The 22,066-nt window shown below is 71.2% G+C and carries 20 protein-coding genes; 11 read left to right on the top strand and 9 right to left on the bottom strand.

Going from position 1 to position 22,066, the window contains the following annotated elements:
• Positions 1–37 precede the first annotated feature (37 nt).
• The 3 genes from H537_RS41040 to H537_RS0103775 are packed head-to-tail and all read left to right on the top strand — an operon-like array spanning position 38 to position 3,181.
• Positions 38–1,111 (top strand): SDR family oxidoreductase, encoded by a 1,074-nt coding sequence (locus H537_RS41040; protein ID WP_051241725.1) that lies wholly within the window; start codon positions 38–40, stop codon positions 1,109–1,111.
• Positions 1,108–2,139: an SDR family NAD(P)-dependent oxidoreductase gene (locus tag H537_RS0103780; protein WP_028996822.1), complete on the top strand. Its 1,032-nt coding sequence runs from the start codon at positions 1,108–1,110 to the stop codon at positions 2,137–2,139. Before H537_RS41040 ends, H537_RS0103780 begins: the two co-directional genes overlap by 4 nt.
• A gap of 34 nt (positions 2,140–2,173) precedes the next feature.
• Positions 2,174–3,181, top strand: a complete 1,008-nt coding sequence (locus tag H537_RS0103775) for a patatin-like phospholipase family protein (RefSeq protein ID WP_084150399.1) — start codon at positions 2,174–2,176, stop codon at positions 3,179–3,181.
• Between the two features lie 112 nt (positions 3,182–3,293).
• Here H537_RS0103775 and H537_RS41035 read toward each other — a convergent pair whose 3' ends face one another.
• A complete protein-coding gene (locus H537_RS41035) occupies positions 3,294–5,300 on the bottom strand; it encodes a S9 family peptidase (RefSeq protein ID WP_043458130.1) in 2,007 nt (668 codons plus the stop codon).
• Between the two features lie 253 nt (positions 5,301–5,553).
• Between H537_RS41035 and H537_RS54320 the strand changes: the two genes are divergently transcribed.
• The 7 genes from H537_RS54320 (at position 5,554) to H537_RS0103730 (ending at position 11,184) form a co-directional block, all read left to right on the top strand.
• Entirely contained in the window at positions 5,554–6,102 is a 549-nt protein-coding gene (locus tag H537_RS54320) for a DUF2244 domain-containing protein (protein ID WP_051241723.1), read from the top strand.
• Between the two features lie 33 nt (positions 6,103–6,135).
• Positions 6,136–7,551 carry an NAD(P)/FAD-dependent oxidoreductase gene (locus tag H537_RS0103760; RefSeq protein ID WP_051241721.1) on the top strand — a complete coding sequence of 472 codons (1,416 nt, stop codon included), beginning with the start codon at positions 6,136–6,138 and terminating at the stop codon, positions 7,549–7,551.
• Between the two features lie 815 nt (positions 7,552–8,366).
• A complete protein-coding gene (locus tag H537_RS0103750) occupies positions 8,367–8,723 on the top strand; it encodes a bleomycin resistance protein (RefSeq protein WP_028996819.1) in 357 nt (118 codons plus the stop codon).
• A gap of 271 nt (positions 8,724–8,994) precedes the next feature.
• Positions 8,995–9,411 carry a GFA family protein gene (locus tag H537_RS0103745; protein WP_028996818.1) on the top strand — a complete coding sequence of 139 codons (417 nt, stop codon included), beginning with the start codon at positions 8,995–8,997 and terminating at the stop codon, positions 9,409–9,411.
• 99 nt (positions 9,412–9,510) lie between these two features.
• A complete protein-coding gene (locus H537_RS52315) occupies positions 9,511–9,777 on the top strand; it encodes a hypothetical protein (RefSeq protein ID WP_156901371.1) in 267 nt (88 codons plus the stop codon).
• A gap of 54 nt (positions 9,778–9,831) precedes the next feature.
• Positions 9,832–10,296, top strand: coding sequence for a hypothetical protein (locus H537_RS52310; protein ID WP_156901369.1), 465 nt, complete (start codon positions 9,832–9,834; stop codon positions 10,294–10,296).
• A gap of 408 nt (positions 10,297–10,704) precedes the next feature.
• The gene (locus tag H537_RS0103730) at positions 10,705–11,184 is read left to right on the top strand and encodes a pyridoxamine 5'-phosphate oxidase family protein (protein ID WP_028996816.1); all 480 of its coding nucleotides are present in this window, start codon (positions 10,705–10,707) and stop codon (positions 11,182–11,184) included.
• Between the two features lie 118 nt (positions 11,185–11,302).
• Here the strand turns inward: H537_RS0103730 and H537_RS0103725 are convergent, their stop codons facing one another.
• The gene (locus tag H537_RS0103725; protein ID WP_028996815.1) at positions 11,303–12,736 is read right to left on the bottom strand and encodes an aminotransferase-like domain-containing protein; all 1,434 of its coding nucleotides are present in this window, start codon (positions 12,734–12,736) and stop codon (positions 11,303–11,305) included.
• A 212-nt stretch (positions 12,737–12,948) separates the two neighbouring features.
• Here H537_RS0103725 and H537_RS0103720 point away from each other — a divergent pair, with 212 nt between their 5' ends.
• Positions 12,949–14,247, top strand: a complete 1,299-nt coding sequence (locus H537_RS0103720) for a M14 family zinc carboxypeptidase (RefSeq protein WP_028996814.1) — start codon at positions 12,949–12,951, stop codon at positions 14,245–14,247.
• 47 nt (positions 14,248–14,294) lie between these two features.
• On the opposite strand, the gene H537_RS0103715 is transcribed toward H537_RS0103720, so the two are convergent.
• From H537_RS0103715 to H537_RS0103685, 7 genes are all read right to left on the bottom strand, one after another.
• Positions 14,295–15,539: an NAD(P)/FAD-dependent oxidoreductase gene (locus H537_RS0103715; RefSeq protein ID WP_051241720.1), complete on the bottom strand. Its 1,245-nt coding sequence runs from the start codon at positions 15,537–15,539 to the stop codon at positions 14,295–14,297.
• A gap of 223 nt (positions 15,540–15,762) precedes the next feature.
• Positions 15,763–16,878 (bottom strand): HupE/UreJ family protein, encoded by a 1,116-nt coding sequence (locus H537_RS55370; RefSeq protein WP_051241718.1) that lies wholly within the window; start codon positions 16,876–16,878, stop codon positions 15,763–15,765.
• Entirely contained in the window at positions 16,847–17,944 is a 1,098-nt protein-coding gene (locus H537_RS55365) for a tetratricopeptide repeat protein (RefSeq protein ID WP_028996811.1), read from the bottom strand. The genes H537_RS55370 and H537_RS55365 overlap by 32 nt, the downstream gene beginning before the upstream one ends.
• Before the next feature lie 11 nt (positions 17,945–17,955).
• Entirely contained in the window at positions 17,956–19,506 is a 1,551-nt protein-coding gene (locus tag H537_RS0103700; RefSeq protein WP_028996810.1) for a DUF4331 domain-containing protein, read from the bottom strand.
• A 159-nt stretch (positions 19,507–19,665) separates the two neighbouring features.
• Positions 19,666–20,361 carry an anti-sigma factor gene (locus H537_RS0103695; protein ID WP_028996809.1) on the bottom strand — a complete coding sequence of 232 codons (696 nt, stop codon included), beginning with the start codon at positions 20,359–20,361 and terminating at the stop codon, positions 19,666–19,668.
• A gap of 1 nt (position 20,362) precedes the next feature.
• Positions 20,363–20,989 carry a sigma-70 family RNA polymerase sigma factor gene (locus H537_RS0103690; RefSeq protein ID WP_043458128.1) on the bottom strand — a complete coding sequence of 209 codons (627 nt, stop codon included), beginning with the start codon at positions 20,987–20,989 and terminating at the stop codon, positions 20,363–20,365.
• 137 nt (positions 20,990–21,126) lie between these two features.
• Positions 21,127–21,861, bottom strand: coding sequence for a LuxR family transcriptional regulator (locus tag H537_RS0103685; protein WP_028996807.1), 735 nt, complete (start codon positions 21,859–21,861; stop codon positions 21,127–21,129).
• Positions 21,862–22,066 lie beyond the last annotated feature (205 nt).

Below are 22,066 nucleotides of genomic sequence, written 5' to 3'. Positions count from 1 at the left end.
GCGCCGCGCGGCGGCGTCCGAACCGCGAAGGAGCGCCATGGCCAAGCCCTTGAACCAGCAAGTCATCGTCATCACCGGCGCTTCCAGCGGCATTGGCCTGGCCACGGCCGAGCTGGCGGCGCAGGCCGGGGCACGGGTGGTGATCACGGCGCGCGACGGCGATGCGCTGCAGCGCATCGCGCAGCGGCTGCACCAGCACCACGGCGCCCGCGTGCTGGCCGTGCCGGCAGACGTGGCCGTGCGCGAGCAGCTGGAGGCCGTGGCAGACGAGGCCGTGCGCCAGTTCGGCGGCATCGACACCTGGATCAACAACGCCGGCGTCGGCATGGTGGCCTCGCAGCTCGACGCCTATGACGAGCCCTCGGCGCGACGGCTGATGGATACCAACTACTGGGGCACCGTCAACGGCTCCATGGCCGCCGTGGCACGCATGCGCCGCAGTGGGGGCACGCTGATCAACGTGGCCAGCGTGCTCGCGGACCACGCCGTGCCGCTGCAGGTGATCTACAGCGCCAGCAAGCACGCGGTGAAGGGTTTCACCGACGGGCTGCGCCAGGAGCTGCAGGCCGAGCATTCGCCGCTGGCAGTGGTGCTGGCCAAGCCCGCGTGCATCGCCACGCCGCTGATCGAGCACGCGGCGCATCCGCCCGGTCGGCAGCCGCGGCTGGTGTCGCCGCTGTACGCGACGCACGACGCGGCGCGCGCGCTGCTGCACGCCGCGCAGCATCCGCAGCGCGACCTGAGCATCGGCGGCGTCGCCGCGATGCACGGCGTGGCCGCCGGCGTGGTGCCTGGGCTGCTGGACCTGGCGGGCCCGCTGCTGGTGGACCGCCAGTGGCGCGGCGAGGCCTCCCGCGGCAGCAGCGGCAACCTTTATGAGCCCTCGCGCGACAGCCACGGCCGCACGCTGGGCCACCACCCCGGGCAGCGCGTGCACGCGAGCACCTACAACCGGCTCTCCGAACCGGCGCAGGGCCTGACCGGGCTGTTCTACGGCGCGCTGGCCGGCGGCGCCTGGCTGGTGCTGCAGGCCGTGCGCAGCAGCCGCACCCGGCCACCCGAGGCGCCGCCCGCGGGCCTGAACCCGAACCCGAACGCGAGGCAGCCATGAGCACCGCCGCCCGCCTGCCCGAGAACCCCGTGGTGGTCATCACCGGCGGCTCCAGCGGCGTCGGCCTGGCCGTGGCGCAGCGCCTGGGCCGCGACGGCGCGCGCCTGGTGCTCGCGGCCCGTGGCGAACAGGCCCTCGCCGACGCGGCGGAGCGCTGCCGCGCGCTGGGCGCCGAAGTCGTGGCCCAGGTGGCGGACGTGGGCGAGGCGGCGGACATGGAGGCGCTGATGCAGCGCGCCGTCGAGGCCTTCGGCCGCATCGACGCCTGGATCAACGCCGCCGGCACCAGCCTCTGGGGCAGCTTCGACACCATCCCGGCTGAGCACCACGAGCGCCTGATCCGCACCAACCTGCTCGGCGTGGTGCACGGCACGTACGCGGCGCTGCAGCACATGCGCGGGCGCGCCGGCGGGGGCGTGGTGGTCAACGTGGCCTCCATCGCCGGGTGCATCCCGATGCCGCTGGCCGCCAGCTACAGCGCCAGCAAGTTCGGCGTGGCGGGCTTCACCGACGCGCTGCGCGACGAGCTCTCGGCCACGGGCATCGCGGTGTGCGGGGTGTATCCCAGCTTCATCGACACGCCCGAGCACCAGCGCTCGGCGAATTTCACGGGGCGCACGGTGCGGCCGGTGCCGCCGGTGCTGGACCCGGAGCGCGTGGCGCGGGCGGTGGTGGAGCTGCTGCACCGGCCGCGGCGCTCGGTGGCGCTGGGCCTGCACCATGCCGCCGCCGTGCCCTACGCGGTGGCGCCGGACGCCACCGGCCGGGCCGCGGCGCGGGCGGCGGCGCGCTTCTTCCTGCAGCAGGGTGAGCGCGTGCCGGACAGCGACGGCGCGCTGTTCGCGCCGCTCCCGCTGCGCGCGGCCGTGCGCGGCGGCTGGGGCGTGGCCGAGCGGCGCAAGGCCGGCGGGGTGGGCATGGCGGTGCTGGGCGCGGTGGCGCTGGCGGCGGGCGCCGTGAGCTGGCTGTTCTCGGCCGGACGGCGGCGCCACGGGCGCGAGCGGGAGCGGCTGGGCACACGGCCCTGACCGGGCACGGTAGCGGGCACGACGCGAGGTCAGGATGAGGACGGTGGTGGTGTTCCAGGGCGGCGGCGCGCTGGGGGCGTTCGGCGGCGGCGCGTGGGCGTCCATCGCGCCGTGGCTGCGGGCGCGGGGCGACCGGGTGGTGGCGCTGGCGGGCACCTCCCTCGGCGCCGTCAATGCGGCGGTGGCGGCGCGACAGCTGCACACGGCCGACGCCGGCGTGCAGGCGCTGCAGCACCTGTGGCGCCACGAGATCGCCACGCCCTCGTTCCCGTTTCTGGGTGTCGCGGTGGGCGACAGCCGCCACGCCGTGGCGCTGCGGGCGTGGAACGGCCTGCTCACCGGCGTGCTGCTGGGCACGCGCAACCTGTACCGGCCGCAGCCGCTGCACTGGCTGCCGTGGGCGGCAATGAGCCGGCTGGACTACCCGCTGTACGACCGCGATGCGATGTGGGCGCTGCTGGAGCGGCAAGTCGGGCGCTACGCCAGCGTCACCGCCGCGCAGCCGCTGCTGGCCGCCGGCGCGGTGGACCTGCTCTCGGGCGAGCTGCACCTGTTCGACAGCGACGAAGCGCCCATCGGCGCGGCGGAGCTGGCGGCCAGCTCGGCGATGCCGCTGCTGTTCGAGCCGGTGGAGATCGGCGGGCGGCGCTATTGGGACGGTGACGCCACGCGCGACTCGCTGCTGCCGGCGCTGCTGGCGCGGCTGCGCGCGAGCGGGCGGCTGCGCGAGGGCGAGGCGCTGCAGCTGGTGAGCGTGGAGCCGTTCCCGCGCGAGGTGGCGGCGCTACCGCAGTCCGGCGCCGAGCTGCGCTGGCGGGCCATGAACCTGCTGCAGGCGGACAAGCTGGTGCCGCCGGAACCGCCTGCGCTCAAGCGCTGGATCCGCGTCACCCGGCCACCGCTGCCGGAGGACGCGATTTCGGCGGAATTCGATTTCTCGCCGGAGCGGGTGGAGGCGCTGATGACGCAGGGGCGGGATGCGGCGCGCATGGCGCTGGTGGGGTCGCTGGTGGGGGCGGAGGAGACGGGGGCGGGGAGGTGAAAGGCTGTTCGGCGGAAGTCGAGGCCGTCCTGTAGGACGAAGCACGGATGGCCGCCGGCGCTTCGTCTTGCGTCAGCCCCGATGCCTGCCCGGCGCAGCGCCGCCCCGCCCTTCAGCGCCCGTCGCTGCGCTGCCCGTCCCGCTCCTCGCGCCCGCCGTCCGCAGCCAGCGGCTGCTCCACCCAGCGCTGCACCCACTCCACGATGCGCCGCACGCCGTCCAGGCGGTGCGAGGGCTTGCCGTCCTTGAGCACGTGGTGGTCGCCGCCGGGGTACAGCACCATCTCGCACGGGGCCCCGGTGGCGCACATCAGGCTCACGAAGAGCTCTTCGGACTGGCACTTCGGGCAGCGCTCGTCCTCCTTGCCCTGCAGGATCAGCGTGGGCGTGCGCGCCCGCCCGATCTCCGTCATGGGCGACAGCCGGCGGCTGGTCTCGCGGTCGATGCGCGGGGTGCCGCACATGTCGTAGGGATCGCTGTAGTAGCCGCTGTCGCTGGTGCCGTAGTGCGTCTCCAGGTTCGACACCGGCGCGCACACCACCGCGGCGCGGAAGGCGCGGCTGTGGCCGATGGCCCAGGCCGCCATGTAGCCGCCATACGAGCTGCCGGTGATCGCCAGCCGCTCGTCGGCCAGGCCCTCGCGCTGCAGCGCCTTGAGGATCGCCAGGATCTGCGGCAGGTCGCGCTCGCCCCAGTGGCCGCGCAGCCGCTCGGCGAACTCGCGCCCGTAGCTGCTGGAGCCCACGGTGTTGGGCGCCACCACCAGCCAGCCGCGCGCGCACAGCACCGGCCAGAAGGCATGGTTCTGGAAGCTGAGGTCGGCATAGCTGGCCGGGCCGCCGTGCACGTCCACCAGCACCGGCATGGGCCCCCGCGCGCCTTGGGCGCGGATCAGCCACGCATCGACCTGCTCCGTGCCACCCTGGCCGTCAGGCACCTGGAAGTGGCGCACTTCGGCCTGCAGCGTCTCGCGCTGGTGCCACCAGTCGTTGAAGCGGCTCAGGGTCTGCTCGTGGCGGCCGTCCAGGTCCGCGGCGCCCAGTTCCAGCGGCGTGTCGCCGCTCTCCCAGAAGAAGGCCATGCGGGAACGCGCCACCGCGATGCCGCCCAGCTGCCGGTCGCCGTCCACCAGCATGCGCCGCTCGCCCTCGGGCACCGACAGGCTCACCAGGTGCTGGCGCCCGCGCTGCGCCAGCAGCAGGCGCAGCTGCGCGCTGTCGCTGCTCCAGTACAGGGTGCTGGTGGGCACCACCTCGACGTCCTCGCCACCGAGCCTGCGCACGCGGCCCGAGTCCGGCCCCGCCAGCCACAGCTGCATCTTGGCGTCGCCCTCGTCGAGGTTGCCGGCAAAGGCGATCCAGCGCCCATCGGGCGACCAGCACGGCGCGCTGGTGTTGCCCTGCTCGTGCGTGAGCTGCCGCGCGTGGCTGCCGTCGGCGTCCACCACCCAGAGGTCCGTGCGGTGCGCCAGGCGGCCCTCGCGGGTGCGGCTGTACACGATGCGCCGGCCATCGGGCGACCACGCCGCGGAGCGCACCTCGAAGGCGCCTTGCGTGAGCTGGCGGTCCTCGCCGCTGTCGACGTCGAGCGTGAAGAGGTGGATCTGCTGCGACAGCAGGTAGCCCACGCCGTCGAGCTTGTACGGCAGCCGCCACACCACCTCGGGCGCGCCGGCATCGCGGGGCTGGTCCAGCGACGAAGGAGCGCCGCGCGCCTCCGGGTCCACGTTGACGATGCTGGTGAGCAGCAGGCGGCGCCCGTCGGGGCTCCATTCGAAGGCGGACACGCCGCCCTTGAAGAAGCTGATCTGCCGCGCCTCGCCGCCGTCGGGGCGGATCAGGAACACCTGGTTCAGGCCGGCGCGGTCCGAGATGAAGGCGATTTGCTGGCCGTCCGGCGACCAGCGCGGCTGCTTGTCCCGCGAGGTGCCGGCGGTGAGCGGACGCGGCTCGCCGCCACCGTCCAGCGGGAAGAGCCAGAGCGTGCTGCGGTAGCCGTCGCTGCCGCGATGCGGGCGCTTGACCGCGCACACCGCCACGTCGTGCGCGGACACGGCGTGGAGGTCGTCGATGCGCTGTTCGAGCAGGAGGTCTTCGACGTCGAAGGAAGCGGTGGCCATGGCGTATTGCTCCGGCGCCGCCGTGGGAAGCTTTCCGGCATCGGCAACGCGTTGCTGTTTGGTTGCAAAGGAAGGAAAGAAACCGGTATTGCGCTGCGCCGCGCCGGCTCAAGCTCCTGAAGCCGCCGGTGCGGGCCCGCTTGACGGGATTTCGGCAAGCGCAGGTCCCGGCACGGCCCGGGCTGAACACGGGACGGGCCGGGAACTTGCCGCGCCGCCGGCGCATTCATTCAGAAAGACACGCCCCGCCGCCATGGCCGCTCCGCCGGATCGCCCACCCTCGCCCGCGCTGCCCGTGCGCGACCGGTTCGACCGGAGTGACGACTGCGACGGCTGCCCGGCGCTGTGCTGGCAGCTGCGCCGCAACTGCCGGCTGACGCCGCGGCAGCTGGGACTGGCCTTCGGCGTGGTGTGCACGTTCCATCTGCTGCTGGCGCTGGGGTTCTGGGCGCTGGGCTATCCGCTGGTCAGCCTGTTCGCCGGCATCGAGGTGGCGGCGCTGGCTGCCGCGCTGGTGGTGCACGCGCGCCACGTGCTGGACCGGGAGACCATCACCCTGGCAGCGGACCGGCTGTGCGTGGAGCGGCACTGCGGTGGGCGGGTGGAGCGCATCGAGCTGCCCGCGGCCTGGGTGCGCGTGCACACCGACGGCCCGGCGGCGCTGGTGCGGCTGAGCGCGGGCGAGCGCAGCGTGTGCGTGGGGCGTCATCTGGTGCCGGCGCAGCGTCCGCTGATGGCACGCGAGCTGCGGCGCGCGCTGGCCGGCGCGCAACGGCCGGCAGAGGACAGGCCTAAAACCTGATCGCGCGGCATACGGGTTGCCCCTAGGTTCCCCATGAACCGATGGCACCTCTCCCCTGGCGGCCCGCGGTCGCCCTTCTCCTCTTCCTTCCAGGACAGCCGCCCGGCGCTGTTCTCCACTTCGGAGCTGCGCGAGCACGGCGGGCCGCACCGGATCGTGATCGTGGGCGGCGGCGCCGGCGGGCTGGAGCTGGCGGTGCACCTGGGCGAGCAGCTGCGCAAGCTGCGTCGGCGCGAGCCGCCGGCCGAGGTGGTGCTGATCGACGCCGCGCTCACGCACGTCTGGAAGCCGTGGCTGCACGAGCTGGCCGCGGGCACGCTGGGCGGGCATGACGCGGGCGTGGAGTTCCTGCAGCAGGCGCGGCGGCACAACTTCCGCTTCCACCTGGGCACGCTGGAGTCGCTGGACCGCGCCCGGCACGAGCTGTGGCTGGCGCCGCTGGTGGACGACGCGGGCCAGGAGATCGCGCCGCGCCGCCCGGTGGCCTACGACACGCTGGTGGTCGCGGTGGGCAGCATCGTCAACGACTTCCGCACGCCCGGCGTGGCCGAGCACGCCGTCGCGCTCAACAGCGCCGCCGACGCCACGCGCTTCCACCGGTTGCTGCTGGCGGCCTGCGCGCGGGCGGAGGTGCATTCGCGCGGACCGGTGCAGATCGCCATCGTCGGCGGCGGCGCCACGGGCGTGGAGCTGGCGGCAGAGCTGATCGAGTCGGTGCACGCCATTGCCGGCCTGGGCACGGAGCTGCGCCAGGAGCCGCAGCCGGTGCAGCTGCGGCTGATCGAGTCCGGCGACCGGCTGGTGGGTGCGCTGTCGGAGGACATCAGCCGCCAGGCGCGCGAGGACCTGGAGGCGCGCGGCGTGGAGGTACTGCTGGGCCGCCGCGTCACGGAGGTGGCCGCCGACCACGTGGTGCTCGACGGCCACGAGGTGCTGCCCGCGGAGCTGGCGGTGTGGGCCGCGGGCATCCGCGGGCCGGAGGTGCTGGAGAAGCTGGACGGGCTGGAGCTCAACCGCAGCCGGCAGCTGCTGGTGCGCGACACGCTGCAGAGCACGGTGGACGCGGACGTGTTCGCGATGGGCGACTGCGCGAGCTGCGTGCCCGAGGCCGGCGCGCCGGCCGTGCCGCCGCGGGCGCAGGCAGCGCAGCAGGAGGCGCGCTACCTGGCCGACGCCCTGCTGCGCCGGCTGGAGTCGCGGCCGGTGGAAGGATTCCGCTTCCACGACCGCGGCTCGCTGGTGTCACTGGGCAGCCGCGACGCGGTGGGGCGCATCCTGGGCCGCCTGCCCGGACACGGCGTGCGGTTGCAGGGGCTGCTGGCGCGCTGGGCCTACTGGAGCGCGCACCACGCGCACATGGTCCGGCTGCAAGGGGCGCTGCGGACGGCGTGGGACCAGGTGGGGAACTGGATCGATGGAAGGTCGCAGGCGCGGGTGAAGTTGCACTGAACTGGCGGTGGGGACGGCAGGGTGTTTTGCGGTGTCGGTCCGGTGTGCTGCTGCGGCGGCGGGATGAGGCTTTTCGGCAGGACGGTGACGCCGTTCATTTCATGGAGCGGGCCGCACTTCGGTGAGCAGCACGGGGAGCCACAGCAGCTGCTGCACGGGGACCGCCTCGTCGAGCCAAAGCAAAATCGATTTTCAGCACTTGAGCATGTAGAAACAGCAGCGCCACCTTGGTCTGCTTTTGCGTGGTCGTGGAATCTCGACGCTGGGTGGCGGGTCAGGGAAAGTTGCGTGACGTTTTCCACGGTCATGCCTTTTTAGTAGCGATTGCAGTGAAAGAGGAGGCAGCGTCGTAGCGGCCCGAAGTAGTCTTGTTTCAGGCGGATGCCCGCAAGCGCGATAACCCAACAGCGTTGCCAGTTCGCTTCCTCAGCGTGCTTGTAATTTCCTTAAAACCATGTCTGCTGGCCAACTGGCTGTTTTGGAGCAATATTGGCCTAGGCGCAAAGGCATGGCTCTGGTCAAGGGATGCCTAACCCTTCCATCGAGTGGACGGCCTTTGGCCATCTCTCATCTCGAACGTCACTTACCACGATGACCAGCCTCCCGAACGAGGAACTGCAGACGGTAGTGCGGCCTCTTAGCAATCACGCTTTTTCAATCGCTGCTGCCGTATCCGAACAGCAGGTTGAAAATACACGACAATCAACCAGGACAGCAGCCGAAGGAAGCTACAGGAGATTGTTTCCCGACGGCAGAACCTGAACAGGCTCCAGCAGGCGCTGGGGCTTTTCGTCTGGCAATTTGAGGAGCCCCGGATGCAGCAAACCGTCATTCCCCAACTGCGCATCACCAGCGCCGAAAGAAGCCTCTCGCTTTATGTGGACGGCCTGGGCTTCAGCGTGGACTGGAAGCACCAATTCGAACCGGGTTTTCCGCTTTTTCTGCAGTTGACCCGATCCGGCCAAACCATTTTCCTCACGGAGCACGCGGGCGACTGCCAGGTGGGCGGGGCGGTTTATTTCAAGGTGCCCGATGCTCCAGCCTGCCATGCCGAATTTGCGGCGCGTGGGATCACCGCCACCCAGCCGCCAACGCAGACGCCATGGGGAACTTGCGAATTCGTTCTCACCGACCCGGATGGGAACCGGCTGCGCTTTGCCAGTGATTTGTAAACCATCATTGCTCGCACCAAGGGCCAGACACATTATCTTGCCTGCAGAAGAGGACCGGGGGGATGATTCGGGGATGGCCAGCCTAGGCTGCAGCCGGGACAAGGCACGGCGAGCCTGACGGAGGTTAATTCAGGTGTCGGCTGCGACACACCAGCAAACGCGCACGGAGCATCATTTTTACTGGAGCCGTGAGGCGTGCCCGCCGAAGCCGCCCATGCCACGGGAAAGGAGGCATTTTCGGCACGACCAACCTTTCCCTGTGGAGACAGCCATGCCAACCATTCAAGGCGGGTGCCTTTGCGGAGCCATCCGCTACAGATCGGATGCAGCGCCGTTGATGACCGCCATCTGCAATTGCAAGCACTGCCAGCGCCAAACCGGAACGGCGTTCTCGGTCCTCGTGGCCATACCCAAGGGCACGCTCGTCATGGAGGGCGCGCAGCCGGACACCTACCAAGACCTCGGAGAAAGCGGCCTGCCCGTGATGCGACGCTTCTGTTCCAGGTGCGGGTCTCCGATATTGTCCGAACTCGGCGCGACGCCGACCATGGATTGGCTCAAGGCCGGGACGCTGGACGACACCTCGTGGCTCCAGCCACAGGTCAATATCTGGTGCGACTCCGCACAACCCTGGGTACAAATGAGCGACGCCATACCGCGCATTCCGCGCAACCCACCACTGGCGTGAACTTTTCATCGAGTGGACAGTCAGCGGCAGGCTTCATTCAACGTGCCTGCCGCTCATGTCGAGCAAGATTGCAGATGTACGAGTCCAGGCCTGGAGTCCATGTTCAGAATCACGGTGACCTGCAAAGGGCTCTCGGAAAGCGATGTTTCCGAAGCAGTGGCCGACATGCTTTTCGAATTTTCACAGCGACCTTGGCAAAGAGAGGTGAAATGCGAATGGCGTGAAGCGGTATTGCGACTGAGTGCGCAGAGCGAGGGGGACTTAACGGGCATGGCACTGCTCGACGAGTTTCAGGATGCCGTTGTGGCTTACATCAATTTCACAAGCGAGATTCACTTTGAGGTCGAATCGGTCGTTCAGCTTTGAAGTTCCGCATGTGCTTCGCCCCATGTCCCTAGAACTCGGCCCACGTTGGTGGGCATGTCGCTGGAAGACGTTGTGGCTGAAGCCTTCATGTACGCGGCTCAACGGGTTCAACGAAGCTGGCTCGACGTCCTACCACGTGGATCACGTACGGCACTCAAGATGATTCGGTCACTGCTCGCCTCGCTCATTTCGATATTGGCCGTTTCGGCTGCAGCTTCGGAACACGGCCCGGCACCGCAAACGTCCCAGCCATCCTCGGCGGCACGCGCGGAATCGGCCACCATCACCGGCATGGCGCCGGGGGACCGGGCCTGCTATGTCGAGCTGGTCGATGCCGGCGGGAAAAAATCCCAGGACCTGGCCAGCTTCGAAGTTTGCGAAAAGACAAGCCTTGTCGGGAAACGCGTCTGGATCACCCGCAAGCGGAGCAACATCATGGCTCTCGCCTGCGAAGGACGGGAAAACTGTGCCCTGAGCGAGCGCGTGAACCTCATCGTGAGAATCAGGGAACTGAAGTAATTCTCTGGTTTCTCGTTTTCGCCGAAAAGGCATACCGAAATTCCGGGCTGGTCATTCGACAGCTGCAATGCGCACAACGGCATGTTCCATCTCAAATCGTGGATCTTGGTCGCCCTGGCCCTTCTTGCCACCGGCTGCAGCACTCCTCAAACAACTTCGGCATCCGCTTCCGACGCGGTGGCCCGTCCTGGAGTCCCCCTCCCGCCCCCCGTGGGCGGCGACCGCGATGCCCATGGGTGCATCGGATCCGCGGGCTACCTGTGGTGCGGCAAACAAAACCAGTGCGTGCGGCCATGGACTCTCCCGGAAATACTGAACGAAGGCCAGACCCTCAAGGAACGCGTCGCCCACCATTGCGGCGGCCAGTAGCGGCCCTCCCCTGTCAACCGGCACCCTGGACCCGCCCCCATGCTCAGCTCCGAACTCCTCAACTGCGCCCAGCGCTCCGTCCTCGCCTGGCTGGCGACCGTTGATTCAACGGGATGCCCCAACGTCTCACCCAAGGAGATATTCGCGGTCGTCGATGAACAAAGCTTTGCCATCGCCAACATCGCCTCGCCCGGGTCGGTCAGAAACCTTCGCATAAACAGCCAAGCCTGCCTGAGTTTCATCGACGTCTTCATACAAAAAGGATTCAAGGTGAAGGGACGGGCGGAGGTCATCGATCCGGCTCATCCGGAGTTTTCAAAATGGTCCGCACCGCTGCGGGAAATGACGCAAGACCGCTTTCCGCTTCACTCCGTCATCGTGCTGCATCCGGCGTCGGTGGAGCCGATCGTGGCGCCCAGCTACCTGTTTTTTGCGGCTGAGACCACCGAGCAGACCCAGATCGCGTCGGCCATGACAGCTTATGGCGTTCAGCCACGGCGGCCCAACGGACCTGACTGAGCCCCCAGCGCAAACTGATTCCGCTGGAGAAGGACGGGGGCTGACCAACCCGTCCGGAGCGAAATGGTGGTCAATACCAGCCAGCCCCGGCCATGGATATTCGGATAGCGATCTGCATTCAGGCCGGCCGCAGCTCACGCGCCAATTCCCCGATCCGCCGCAGCGCCCTTCGCTGTGCGTCGTCCCAGCGCCCCACCACGCCCAGCCGCAGGCAGTGCCGGTAGCGCCCGGTGCTGCTGAACATCGTCCCCGGCGCGAACACGATGCGCTCCCGCAGGCAGGCCTCGAACAGCGCCATGGAGTCGCTGCCCGCAGGCAGTTCCACCCACAGCAGGAAGCCGCCCGGCGGGTCCGTGACGCGCGTGCCCTTCGGGAAGCTCTCGGCGATCAGCCCGCGCGCCTCGTCCACGCGCTGCGCCACGGCCGAGCGCAGGCTGCGGAAGGCGCTCTCCAGCCCGGGCTGCATCAGCAGGTCCGCCATCGCCTGCTCCAGCACCTCGGTGTAGCTGCCCGAGTACACGTGGCTCAGGCGCTGCACCTGCGGCGCCCAGCGCCCGGCGTCCACGTAGCCCACGCGCAGGCCCGGCGCCAGCGTCTTGGAGAAGGAGCCGCACAGCATCACGTGGCCCGTGGCGTCGAAGCTGCGCACGGCGCGGCGCTGCTCGTCCTGCTCGCACAGCGGGTTGTAGAGCACGTCCTCGATCAGCGGCACGCCGCGCTGCGCCACCAGCTGCGCCAGCCGCCGCCGCTCGGCCAGCGGCATGCTCGACCCCAGCGGGTTGGACAGCGTGGGCACCGACAGCACGGCCTTCACCGGCTGCGTGTCGAAGGCCAGCGACAGCGCGTCCACCGACAGGCCGTGGCGCGGGTGCGTGGGAATCTCCAGCGCGCGCAGATGCATGCTCTCCAGCAGCTCCAGGAAGCCGTAGGAGGTGGGCGACTCCAGCGCCACCACGTCGCCGGGCCGGGTCACGGCCCGCAGGCACAGGCTGATGGCCGCCTGGCAGCCGGTCGTGGAGACGATGTGTTCCGGATCGAGCTGGCAGCCCATGGCCAGCGCCTGCCGCGCCACTGCGCGGCGGAACTCGGGCGTGCCGCTGCTCAACGGGTAGCGGCACAGCGAGGCGCGGTGCCGCTGCGCCGCGCGGCTCAGCGCCCGGCGCACGCGCTCCTGCGCGAACAGTTCGGCCGCCGGGTAGGCCGCGCCGAAGGACGTGAAGTTCGGGTCCTGCGCCAGCGCCGTCACCTGCGCGCCCAGGTTGCTCACCGCCACCGGCAACGACGCTGCCGGCAGCGGTGTGGTCTCGGGCTCGGGCGGGCGCCGCACGCTGCGCGCCGCCACGAAGTAGCCCGAGCGCGGCCGGGCCTCGATCAGCCGCGCGTCCTCCAAGGTGCGGTAGGCCTGCACCACCGTGGACATCGACACCCCCTGCTGCCGCGCCAGCTCGCGCACGGAGGCGATGCGCTCGCCCCGCGCCAGCGTCCCGGCGCGGATGGAGCTGGCGAGCTGGTCGGCGATGCGCAGGTACAGGGTGTCTTCGGTGCGGTCCATGCCGAATTCTGTGCTGCTCGCCCGCGAGGGGGGCAGTACAGATCGGGCCGCTTGTGACCGGCACAGGCTGCGCTGCCCGGGAAAGCAGCCACGGAACAGGCCCACCGCACATCCCCGAGCCGATGGGTGCGGGCGGCACGGAGGCCCAGGACATTCAAACCGGGGTCCGGGTCCACGCCAGCGGATCTGCCCCTTCACCGAGGAGACACACGATGTCGATGAGAAACATCCTTGTAGCGGCGTCCCTGGCCACTGCGGCGGCAGCATCCGTCCAGGCACAGACCACGGTCCCGAACGGGCCCTACGGCGACAACGACAGCATCGCCTCGCTGCGCACCTACGAGCAGCTGATGGCCGCGCTCAAGAGCAGCACTCACACCAGCCGCGGCGCCATGAGCTACGGCGTGCTGCCCTGGAAGAGCAACGGGGGCCGGGAGATTCCGTACGTCGTGGTCGGCAACGGGCCGACGGCCGCGCTGATCGTTGCACAGCAGCATGGCGACGAGATGGAGACCAGCGACTCGGCCGTCAACCTGGCGCGCACGCTGGCCAACAGCTCGGCGGCCTCCACGGCCATCCGCAACGCGCTGACCGTCGTCATCGTGCCGCGCGTCAACGTGGACGGCTTCGACGGCCGCAAGGCCGACGGCACGCTGATCACGGACGCCCAGGGGCGCGTGCCGCCCTGGCGCCAGAATTACGACCTCACCTTCTCCGCGCCGGGCCGGGTGCCGGCCTTCTACCAGCGCGGGCGCGGTTACGACATCAACCGCTACCACGCGTTCCGGCCGCTTTGCCCGCTGGACAACCCGAACTACCCGGACATCACCGTTGGCGTCACCAGCTGCGAGACCCTGGGCGTGGACAGCACCCAGCCCTACACGCTGGCGGACCTGGCCAAGGGCAACCCCGTGCCGGAGGCCAAGAACGTGCGCTGGCTGGCGGACAAGTACAAGCCGGCGGTGACGCTGGACCTGCACCACCAGGGCACGCGCGTGAACGACGGCAACATGGTCACCGCCTCCACGCTGTGGCCCACCGCCGACGAGACCGCGCAGCGGCTGCTGGCGGTGGACCCCGACGCGGTGACGCGCTTCAAACAGGGCCAGTCCATGGCCAAGCGGGTGGTGGTGGTCATCGCGCAGACGCTGGCGCGCTACCCCTACGCGGACCTGAGCCTGTACCCGGGCGGCACCGAGCCCGGCATCTCGCGCAACGCCTACGGCCTGCTGGGCTCCGGCTCCGTGCTCCTGGAGCTGCGCGGCGGCATCGGCACCAAGTCCGGCGGCTACATCCAGAAGATCGGCTACCACGCCGCCCAGGCCGTGCTGCACGAGCTGGCGCGCGACGCCAGCCTCAGCGGCTTCGACCCGAACCAGGCTGAAGTGCTGGTGCTGCCGGCCAACGGCCGGGGGCCCACGCCCGGCCAGGGCGAGAGCGAGCCGATCGCGGACGGCAGCGTGTCCAACGGCGACGCGGACGACGCCGAGGGCCATCACTTCGGCAACTGAGCGCGGGCACGCACGGCCCGGCCCGCCGGGCCGGCGGGCCGGCGGGCTCAGCGGGCGTGCGTCAGGTCCACGAAGGCGTCCATCACCTTGTGCGGGTTGCGCATCAGCTCGGCCTTCCAGCGGCCCAGGCGGCGGCGCGAGTGGATCAGCCCGCGCATCGCGCCCACGTGGCGCGGCTCGCCGATGGTGATGGCGCCCACCATGCGCTCGCCGTCGAAGCACAGCCGCGTGTAGAGGAAGCGCTCCTCGTCGGCCAGCTCCACCACCTCGCCGCCCTCGCGGCCCTTCCACTCACCGAAGGTGTGCGAGATCAGGCCCACGGTGTCGAGCACGTTCATGCTCAGGCTGCCGCGGTAGGGCATGGGCTTGCCCACCATGTTCAGCGCCGCGACGCGCCCATGCTCGGTGGCCGTGGGCTGCAGCGCGTGCACCACCCACTCGCCGGTGGAGAAGTCGCGCCCCTGCGCCACGTCGCCGGCGGCGTAGATGCACGGCACGGTGGTGCGCATGTACTCGTCCACCACGATGCCCTGCTCGATGCGCGCGCCCGTGCCTTCCAGGAAGGAGACGTTGGGGTGCACGCCGGTGGCCAGGATGATCAGGTCGGCCTCGATGGTGCGGGTGTCCATCACCAGGCGCGGGCCGGCCTCGATGCGCTCGGTGCGGCCGGAGGTGATCACCTCCACGCCGCGCGCCTCCAGCCAGCGCTGCAGCATGCCGCTGCCCGTGGGGGTCATCATCGTGCGCAGGATCTGCCCGGCCCGGCCGGCGATCACCGAGAGCTTCACGCCCGTGCCCACCAGCGCCTTCATGCACACGCCGGCCACGAAGCCCGCGCCGATCATCACCACGCGCGCGCCGGGCTTGAGCTTGTCGGCGATGGCGCGCGCGTCGTCGAGGGTCCAGCAGGTCACGACGCCGGGCAGGTCCGTGCCGGGGATGGGCGGCAGCGAGGGCGAGGAGCCGGTGGCCACCAGCAGCCGGTCGTAGTCCAGCGTACTGCCGTCGTCGAGCTCGACGCGCCCGCCCTCGGCGCCGGCGTGCACGCGCTCGGCCCGGCGGTTGAGGTAATTCACGCCCAGCGTCTCGTAGTGCCCTGGCGTCTTGCGCTGCAGCGCGCCGGCCTCGTCGATCGAGCCGTTGAGGATGTAGGGGATCGCCATGCGCGCATAAGGCTCCCCGGGCTCGCCGCTGACCAGCGTGATGCTCCCTGCCGGATCGTTCTCGCGCAGCGCTTCCACCGCGCGCACGCCGGCCGGGCCGGCACCGATCACCACGTACTTCTTCGTCATCACCACTCCATCGATACACATTGGCTTGCGAGGGAGCGGGCGGTGCCGCTGCGCGGCGCCCACCCGAACCCTTCAATGCCCGACATACGAACCGGGCAAGCTTTCGCCAAGCTGATGAATTGCGCGAAAACGGTGCGCATTCGATGGCGCGGCCTTGATCTGGCGCAAGTATTCCGGGCTGCGAGGAGAAGGAACGTGCCGCCGACTGCTCGCGGCCGGTGCCTCAGGCCCACCACGCCGCGCCGCGCTCCACCGTCCACACCAGCGCCATCGCGACGGCTGCCGCCGAGCCGCCCTGCAGCAGGGCGCGCCGCCAGGCGGGCGTGCGGCCCAGCCAGCCGAGCAGCGGCGCGGCCAGGGCCAGCAGCGCCAGCTGTCCCAGCTCCAGGCCGAGGTTGAAGCGCAGCAGCGCCCAGCCCAGCTCCCCGGCCGGCAAGGACAGCTCGCCCAGCACCCCGGCGAAGCCGAAGCCGTGCAGCAGGCCGAACATGAAAGTCACGGCGGCGCGCCGGCGCCCGAAGATCGGCACCAGGTTGTCCAGCGCCGCCAGGGCGATGGTCAGCGCGATGGCCGGCTCCACCACCGCCGGCGGCAGGCGCACTAGGCCCAGCGTCGCCAGCGCCAGCGTGGCGGAGTGCGCCAGCGTGAACAACGTGACGATGCCCGCCACCCGCCGCCACGCCACCGCGCCGTGGCCCAGCACCGCGGGCAGCAGCAGGCACAGCAGGAACAGCAGGTGGTCGTAGCCGGTGACGAGATGGTGCACGCCCGCCGCCAGGAACGATGAGGGCACCGGCGCCGCGGCGCCGGACGCGCCCGCGGACTCGGGCTCGGGTTGCGCCGGGTCCAGCAGCCGCAGCTCGGTGCGGCCGTCGGCAAAGCGCAGCCGCGCGATGCCGCGGTGCGTGGCGTCGACGTCGGCCAGCAGCGTGTAGCGCAGCGGCAGCCCGGCCGGCGGCTCGCAGTCGGCGTGCAGCGTCAGCGCCAGGTACGTGCCGTCGGCGCGGCGCTCCAGCGCGGTGCCCCGCGGCGCCAGCACGCAGTTGGAATCCGGCACCTGCAGGTGCGAGAGCAGATAGGCCTGCGCGGCAGGCAGCGCGGCGCGCAGCTCGCCCCAGGTCAGGCGGCGGTCGCCGTCGGCGTCCAGCGGCAGCGCGGTGTCAAGGTCGCGCAGGGCGACGTCCCAGCGCACTTCCAGCGCGTGCGGGCGGGCTTCGACCTGCAGGTAGGCGTCGCTGGACTTGTGGGCGTGGACGGCGCCCGCAAAGAGGGCCAGGCACAGGGCGAGCAGCGCGTGCCAGGGCTTCTCAGTTCGAGGCTTGCAGGCGTCGGTCTTCAAGATGCACCTCCTTGGCCAGTTGCAGCGCCTGTTGCCGCGCTCCCTCGTCGCCCGCCGCGCGCGCGGCGCGCACCAGCAGCAGCAGGTCCGTGGGCTCCCGCTGCACGCACACGTTCTCGCGCGCCAGGCGCAGCGCCGCCGCGGCGTCGCGCTCCACGTGCAGGGCGAACAAGGCGCGCTCGCGCCCGTGCCCCTCGGCGGCGCCGGGACGCAGGTCGGCCTGGGCGAAGCGCCGGCGCAGCTCGGCGGCAGCAGCGCTGTCCGGGTCCGCCATGGCGCGGCGCAGCAGCACGGGGTCGCTGTCCGGCTGCTCCCGCAGCAGCGCCACGGCCTCGGCCGCGCGGCCCTGATCGAGCAGCAGGTCGGCCAGCGCCAGCGTGGCGTAGCCGTCGGGTGGGCCGCGCAGCGCGGCGCGCAGGGCGGCCTCGGCCGGTTCGGTCCGGCCGGCGCGCAGTTCCAGCTCGCCCAGCGTGGTCCAGAGCCAGCCCCGGGTGGCCGCGTCCGGCGCGGCCTGCAACAGCGCCTGCAGGCGGGAGCGCGCCGCGTCGAAGCCGCCGCGCAGGGCCGCGTTCTCCGCCGCGCAGGCCGCGGCGAACAGCGCCGCGCCTGCGCGCTCCAGGCCGGTGCAGGCGGCGTCGGACTCGGCATAGCGCCCCTGTACCCGGTGCAGCGTCGCCAGCATCAGCCACGCCTGCGGCTGGGCCGGATCACGCGCCGTGAGCGCCTGCAGCCGGGCGCGCGCGCCGTCGAAGCGGTGCAGGTGCTGCTCGGCCTGCGCCAGCGCGAGCACCACCGCTGCCGGGGCGCGCGCGTCGGCCTGCCAGGGCCGCAGCAGCGCCAGCGCCTGGCCGGCCGGGCGCGGGTCGCCTTCGCGCTGGGCCAGCGCCACCAGGGCCAGCGCGCGCTGTGCCGCCTCGTCCGCCGAGGCCGGCGCCCCGGCGCGCGCCACGGCCGACGGCAGCTGCTCGATCACCTCGTCGTCGCGCCCGGGCGGCACGACGGCCGACTGCGCCACGCAGGCCGCGCCGGCCAGCAGCGCGCACAGGAGCCGCGCGAAGCGCTTCACGGCTGCTCTCCTCAGCGCGCGCCGGGCAGCGGGTGCGCCAGGTACGGGAAGCCGCCCAGCAGCGGCACGCGCGCCTGGTCCACCGCGTCGTGCAGCTTCAGCGCGGTGTCGCCCAGCGGCACGGCGGCAGGCCGGCACGCGGCGCCGAGCTGCAGGCGGTCGTCGTTGCCGTTGGCCATGCACAGCCCGCCCATCATGGCCACCAGCGAGATGTCCACCACGTCGTCCTTGGGCCGGCGGCCGTTGGGATAGCCCGCGTTGTCCTTGCCGCCCGCCAGCAGGTTGCCCACCACGCCCAGCCGGTTCTGCTGCGCGAAGGGCACCGGCGCGATGCCGGTGTTGAGCCGCAGCATCTCGGCCGGCACCACGTGGCGTGGGCGGTTCAGCCCCGCGATGCCGGTGAGGAAGGTGGTGGTGAGGTCGGTGCGCGGCAGGTTCTTCGGCGCGATGCCCGGCGCGCCCAGCGCGATCTCCAGCAGCGCCGGCAGCGTCGGGTTGGTGACGTAGCGCCCGAACTGGGCGTCGTCGCGCGGGCGCGAGGCGTTGAAGCGGTCCTTGTCGGGCAGGCCGATCACCACCTCGTTGACCAGCGGCATGCCCAGCCGCGACACCTGCACCCACCGGCCCTCCACGCGCTCGCTGGTCTGCAGCCCCGGTGGCGGCGCCGACACCAGCCGGCGCGACTCCGGCAGGCTGGCACTGGTCCAGGCGCCGATGACCGGATCGCCCCCGGCGGTGAGGCAGTCCTTGTGGATCTCCAGCGCCAGCGTGGTGACGTTCTTGTCGTCCAGCGGATTGGGCACGGCATTGATCCGGGACGGGTCGGTGATCAGCGCCAGCGGCGCGTTCACCAGGTCGAACACCGGGCCCAGGTTGACGGCGAAGGCCTCGCGGCGCTGCCCGGCGAACAGCCGCGCCGGCTTGTCGCAGCCCGGCACGCGCACGCTGTAGACGTGGCGCGCGGCGTAGCCGGCGTAATCGGGCAGCGTCTTGGTGCCGACGTTGTCCAGCGGCTTCATGAACCAGACCTGGTTGCTGTTCCAGCCGCGCAGCGGCAGCGCGTCGCCGTCGCGCCGCTCGCCGCGGCGCAGGGTCACGCCGTAGCGCTGCTGGACGTTGAGGTTCGGGTCGCCGGGCTGCGTGACCTGCCCCGACTGCACCAGCGGGATCGGCACCATCTCATTGCCGATGGGCAGCTCGGTGCCGCGCCCGCCGTTGGACAGCAGGTTGCGGAAGCGGAAGGCGAACGTCAGGTCCTCGCGCGCGTCGCCGTCGTTGTCGATGTGGATCTCGTACAGCGCGTTGGGATCCATCTGGAAGTAATTGGGGCCGCCATACGCGTCCTGCAGCGGCTGGTAGTTGGCAAGGATCGTCACGTAGCCGGCGCGTCCGCTCTCGTAGCTGGAGAACATGTAGAGGTCCGTCCCGTCCACCTTGGGCACGGTGGTGATGAAGGGCGCCTCCCGGTGGCTGGAGGCCTGCGCGCCCGGGGACAGCAGCGCGGCAAGGAGCGCCGCGGCCAGCGCGGCGGGGGTGCGTGAGAGGCGAAGGTGGGACGTCATCGTGGCTCCTGGGGATCTGCGATGCGGACGCCGGACGGGCTCGTGCCGGCGGCAGCGCCCGGCCATGAACCGGGCGTCCAGGGCCTTACGCGCCGGCTTCGCGGATGGATGCAGAACGGGAACCAGGACCCCACCTGAACGCGGGGGTGCGCGATGGGCTCAGAGCCGGACCAGCCCCAGCGACACGATCGGCCCCGTCGGCGCCCCGGTGGGCGAGCCGCCGGCGGGCTCCACGCTCACGGCGAAGGCGGCCGTGCCCTGCAGCAGGCGCGGCTGCTGCACGGTGGCGCCCTGCTGCGGCGACACCAGGCCCAGCGAGCGCGGCGCGCCGCTGTCCGGCACGGCCCACAGCTCCAGCGCCCGGCCCGAGGCCAAGCTCACCGGGCCGATCGGCCGCAGCACCAGGGCGCGGCCGTCGGCGCTGAGGCTGGCGACGAAGCGCGCCTGCAGCGCGCCGCCAGCCTGCGGATTCGGGTCGAGCACCACCACGATCGGCGGCTGCTGCGCCGGCGGCTGCATCAGCGCCAGGCCCAGCGCCAGCGCCGCCACCAGCGCACTGCCGGCCAGCCCTTGCCACAAGCCCAGCCGCCGCCACCAGGGCGGCGATGCGGGCGCGGGCACCGCATCGGGGAACAGCCGCTGCTCGATGCGCGCCCACACCTGCGGCGACGGCGACTGCGGCGCCACGCGCTCGGCCATCGGCACCAGCGCGGCCTGCCAGAACGCCACGGCTGTGCGGAGCGCCGGGTGCGCGGGCAACAACGCTTCGAAGCGCCGGCGCGCCGGGCCGCGCAGCGTGCCCAGCACGTACTCGGCGGCGAGCCGGTCGGACAGCGCGGGACGGCTGTAGTCCATCTCAAGCGCCTCCCGTGCGTTCGCGCCCAACCGCCTTGGCCAGGCAGTCCTTGAGCGCGGTGAGCGCACGCCGCACCCAGCTCTTCACCGTGCCCAGCGGCTGCACCAGGTGCTCGGCCAGCTCCGCGTGCGACAGGCCCTGGTAGAAGGCCAGCGCCAGGCACTGCTGCTGCTCGCGGCTCAAGGCCTGCATGCACAGCCCCAGGCGCCGCGCCTCGGCGGCGGACGCCAGCGACTCCAGCGGGCCGGCCTCGTCCGACGCGAGCAGGTTCAACATGTCGCGTCCTTCGTCATGGGGGTCGTCCAGGGTGGTGCTGACGGTGTCGGGCTCGGCCCGGCGGCGGCGCAGGCTGTCGATGGCGCCGTTGCGCGCGATGCTGGCCAGCCAGGTCAGCGGCTGGCTCAGCCGCGCGTCGTAGCCCTGCGCCGAGCGCCAGACCTTGACGTAGACCTCCTGCAGCACCTCCTCGGCCTGCGCCCGGTCCCGGTTGATACGCAGCACGACGGCAAACAGATGCGCGCTGGTGAGGCGGTAGAGCGCGGCGAAGCTGTCACGGTCGCCCAGTTGCACGCGCGACAGCAGCCGGGCCAGCTCCTGGTTGCGATCGGGCGACGAGGACATGGGCATGGGCAGGGGCCGGCTCGGCCGGACAGGTTGGGCATGGCGACCCGGCGGGATTGCCGCGGCCGGACATCCCGCCGCCGCGCCATGAGCAGCCAATGTAGCGAGCCGGCAGCCCAGGGCCGGCGAACGGTACGGCGAGATCAGCACATGTTCTGCAGCCCCGGGCCCAGCACGCCCTTCACCGCGGCGCGGTACACCGCGCTGATCTTGTTGGGGGCATTGAGCTTCTGCATGGCCTGGTGGACATGGAAATTCACGGTGCGCTCGCTGATGCCCAGGATCGTCGCCAGGTCGCCCGCCGACTTGCCCTCCGCGGACCACTGCAGCACCTCGATCTCCCGCGCCGACAGGACCTGTGCCTCGTGGCTCCCCGCCGGGGCCCTCACGCAAGCCGCCATGCGCGAATGCAGCACCTGCAGCAGCCACACGAGCCTGGGCTCGTGCTCCTGGAGTTGCTGCCGGTCGATCTCCCGGCCGCGGCGCACCAGCGACAGCATGCCCACGCAGCCGCTGACGTTCCTGCAGGCGTGCGACCAGCCGTGGCGCAGGCCGTGCCGCTGTGCCTCCTCCCAGAAGCCGCGGTGCCCGGGGTCGGGTGAATCGCAACGCCACGACACCGGCAGCGGGCTGGCCAGGCACTGCTGCACCACCGGGTCGATGCGGTGGTAGCCGCGGCTGCGGTACAGGCTCAGCCAGGCCTCGGGATAGTTGCTGTGGATCGCCGCGTCCGGCCGGGTTGCGCCATTCACCCGCGTGGCGCCGTAGGCGTAATGGTCGAAACCCAGGCAGGCGGTGATTTCCTGCATCAACGGCTCGATGGTCAGGGCGTCGACCGTCTCAAGCCTCCTCGAAAATTCCTCTTTCCAATTCTTCATGTGCCACCTGTGGATCGTTAGGGTTCCGGCGGCGCCGAACCGGCAGCATGACCGGCCGCCCGGCCATACCAAGCCGCGCGGCTTGCAGCGCCGGACCGGCAAGGAATGCCAGCTCGGACGAGGTTGGCGCGCGAAGCGAAAACAACGGGCTGCTGGCTTCCGTCGCGAATCCAGCGCCTGATCCGCGCGGTATGTCCTCCCCGGC

Origin of the sequence: Azohydromonas australica DSM 1124, assembly GCF_000430725.1 — a bacterium.
Taxonomy (GTDB): domain Bacteria; phylum Pseudomonadota; class Gammaproteobacteria; order Burkholderiales; family Burkholderiaceae_C; genus Azohydromonas; species Azohydromonas australica.
This window is presented reverse-complemented; position numbering and strand designations above follow the sequence as displayed.

Excerpts from the sequence above, each read along its gene's own strand:
- H537_RS41040 (WP_051241725.1), top strand. The coding sequence starts at position 38 with ATGGCCAAGCCCTTGAACCAGCAAGTCATCGTCATCACCGGCGCTTCC.
- H537_RS0103780 (WP_028996822.1), top strand. The coding sequence starts at position 1,108 with ATGAGCACCGCCGCCCGCCTGCCCGAGAACCCCGTGGTGGTCATCACC.
- H537_RS0103775 (WP_084150399.1), top strand. The coding sequence starts at position 2,174 with ATGAGGACGGTGGTGGTGTTCCAGGGCGGCGGCGCGCTGGGGGCGTTC.
- H537_RS41035 (WP_043458130.1), bottom strand. The coding sequence starts at position 5,300 with ATGGCCACCGCTTCCTTCGACGTCGAAGACCTCCTGCTCGAACAGCGC.
- H537_RS54320 (WP_051241723.1), top strand. The coding sequence starts at position 5,554 with ATGGCCGCTCCGCCGGATCGCCCACCCTCGCCCGCGCTGCCCGTGCGC.
- H537_RS0103760 (WP_051241721.1), top strand. The coding sequence starts at position 6,136 with ATGAACCGATGGCACCTCTCCCCTGGCGGCCCGCGGTCGCCCTTCTCC.
- H537_RS0103750 (WP_028996819.1), top strand. The coding sequence starts at position 8,367 with ATGCAGCAAACCGTCATTCCCCAACTGCGCATCACCAGCGCCGAAAGA.
- H537_RS0103745 (WP_028996818.1), top strand. The coding sequence starts at position 8,995 with ATGCCAACCATTCAAGGCGGGTGCCTTTGCGGAGCCATCCGCTACAGA.
- H537_RS52315 (WP_156901371.1), top strand. The coding sequence starts at position 9,511 with ATGTTCAGAATCACGGTGACCTGCAAAGGGCTCTCGGAAAGCGATGTT.
- H537_RS52310 (WP_156901369.1), top strand. The coding sequence starts at position 9,832 with ATGTCGCTGGAAGACGTTGTGGCTGAAGCCTTCATGTACGCGGCTCAA.
- H537_RS0103730 (WP_028996816.1), top strand. The coding sequence starts at position 10,705 with ATGCTCAGCTCCGAACTCCTCAACTGCGCCCAGCGCTCCGTCCTCGCC.
- H537_RS0103725 (WP_028996815.1), bottom strand. The coding sequence starts at position 12,736 with ATGGACCGCACCGAAGACACCCTGTACCTGCGCATCGCCGACCAGCTC.
- H537_RS0103720 (WP_028996814.1), top strand. The coding sequence starts at position 12,949 with ATGTCGATGAGAAACATCCTTGTAGCGGCGTCCCTGGCCACTGCGGCG.
- H537_RS0103715 (WP_051241720.1), bottom strand. The coding sequence starts at position 15,539 with ATGACGAAGAAGTACGTGGTGATCGGTGCCGGCCCGGCCGGCGTGCGC.
- H537_RS0103700 (WP_028996810.1), bottom strand. The coding sequence starts at position 19,506 with ATGACGTCCCACCTTCGCCTCTCACGCACCCCCGCCGCGCTGGCCGCG.
- H537_RS0103695 (WP_028996809.1), bottom strand. The coding sequence starts at position 20,361 with ATGGACTACAGCCGTCCCGCGCTGTCCGACCGGCTCGCCGCCGAGTAC.
- H537_RS0103690 (WP_043458128.1), bottom strand. The coding sequence starts at position 20,989 with ATGCCCATGTCCTCGTCGCCCGATCGCAACCAGGAGCTGGCCCGGCTG.
- H537_RS0103685 (WP_028996807.1), bottom strand. The coding sequence starts at position 21,861 with ATGAAGAATTGGAAAGAGGAATTTTCGAGGAGGCTTGAGACGGTCGAC.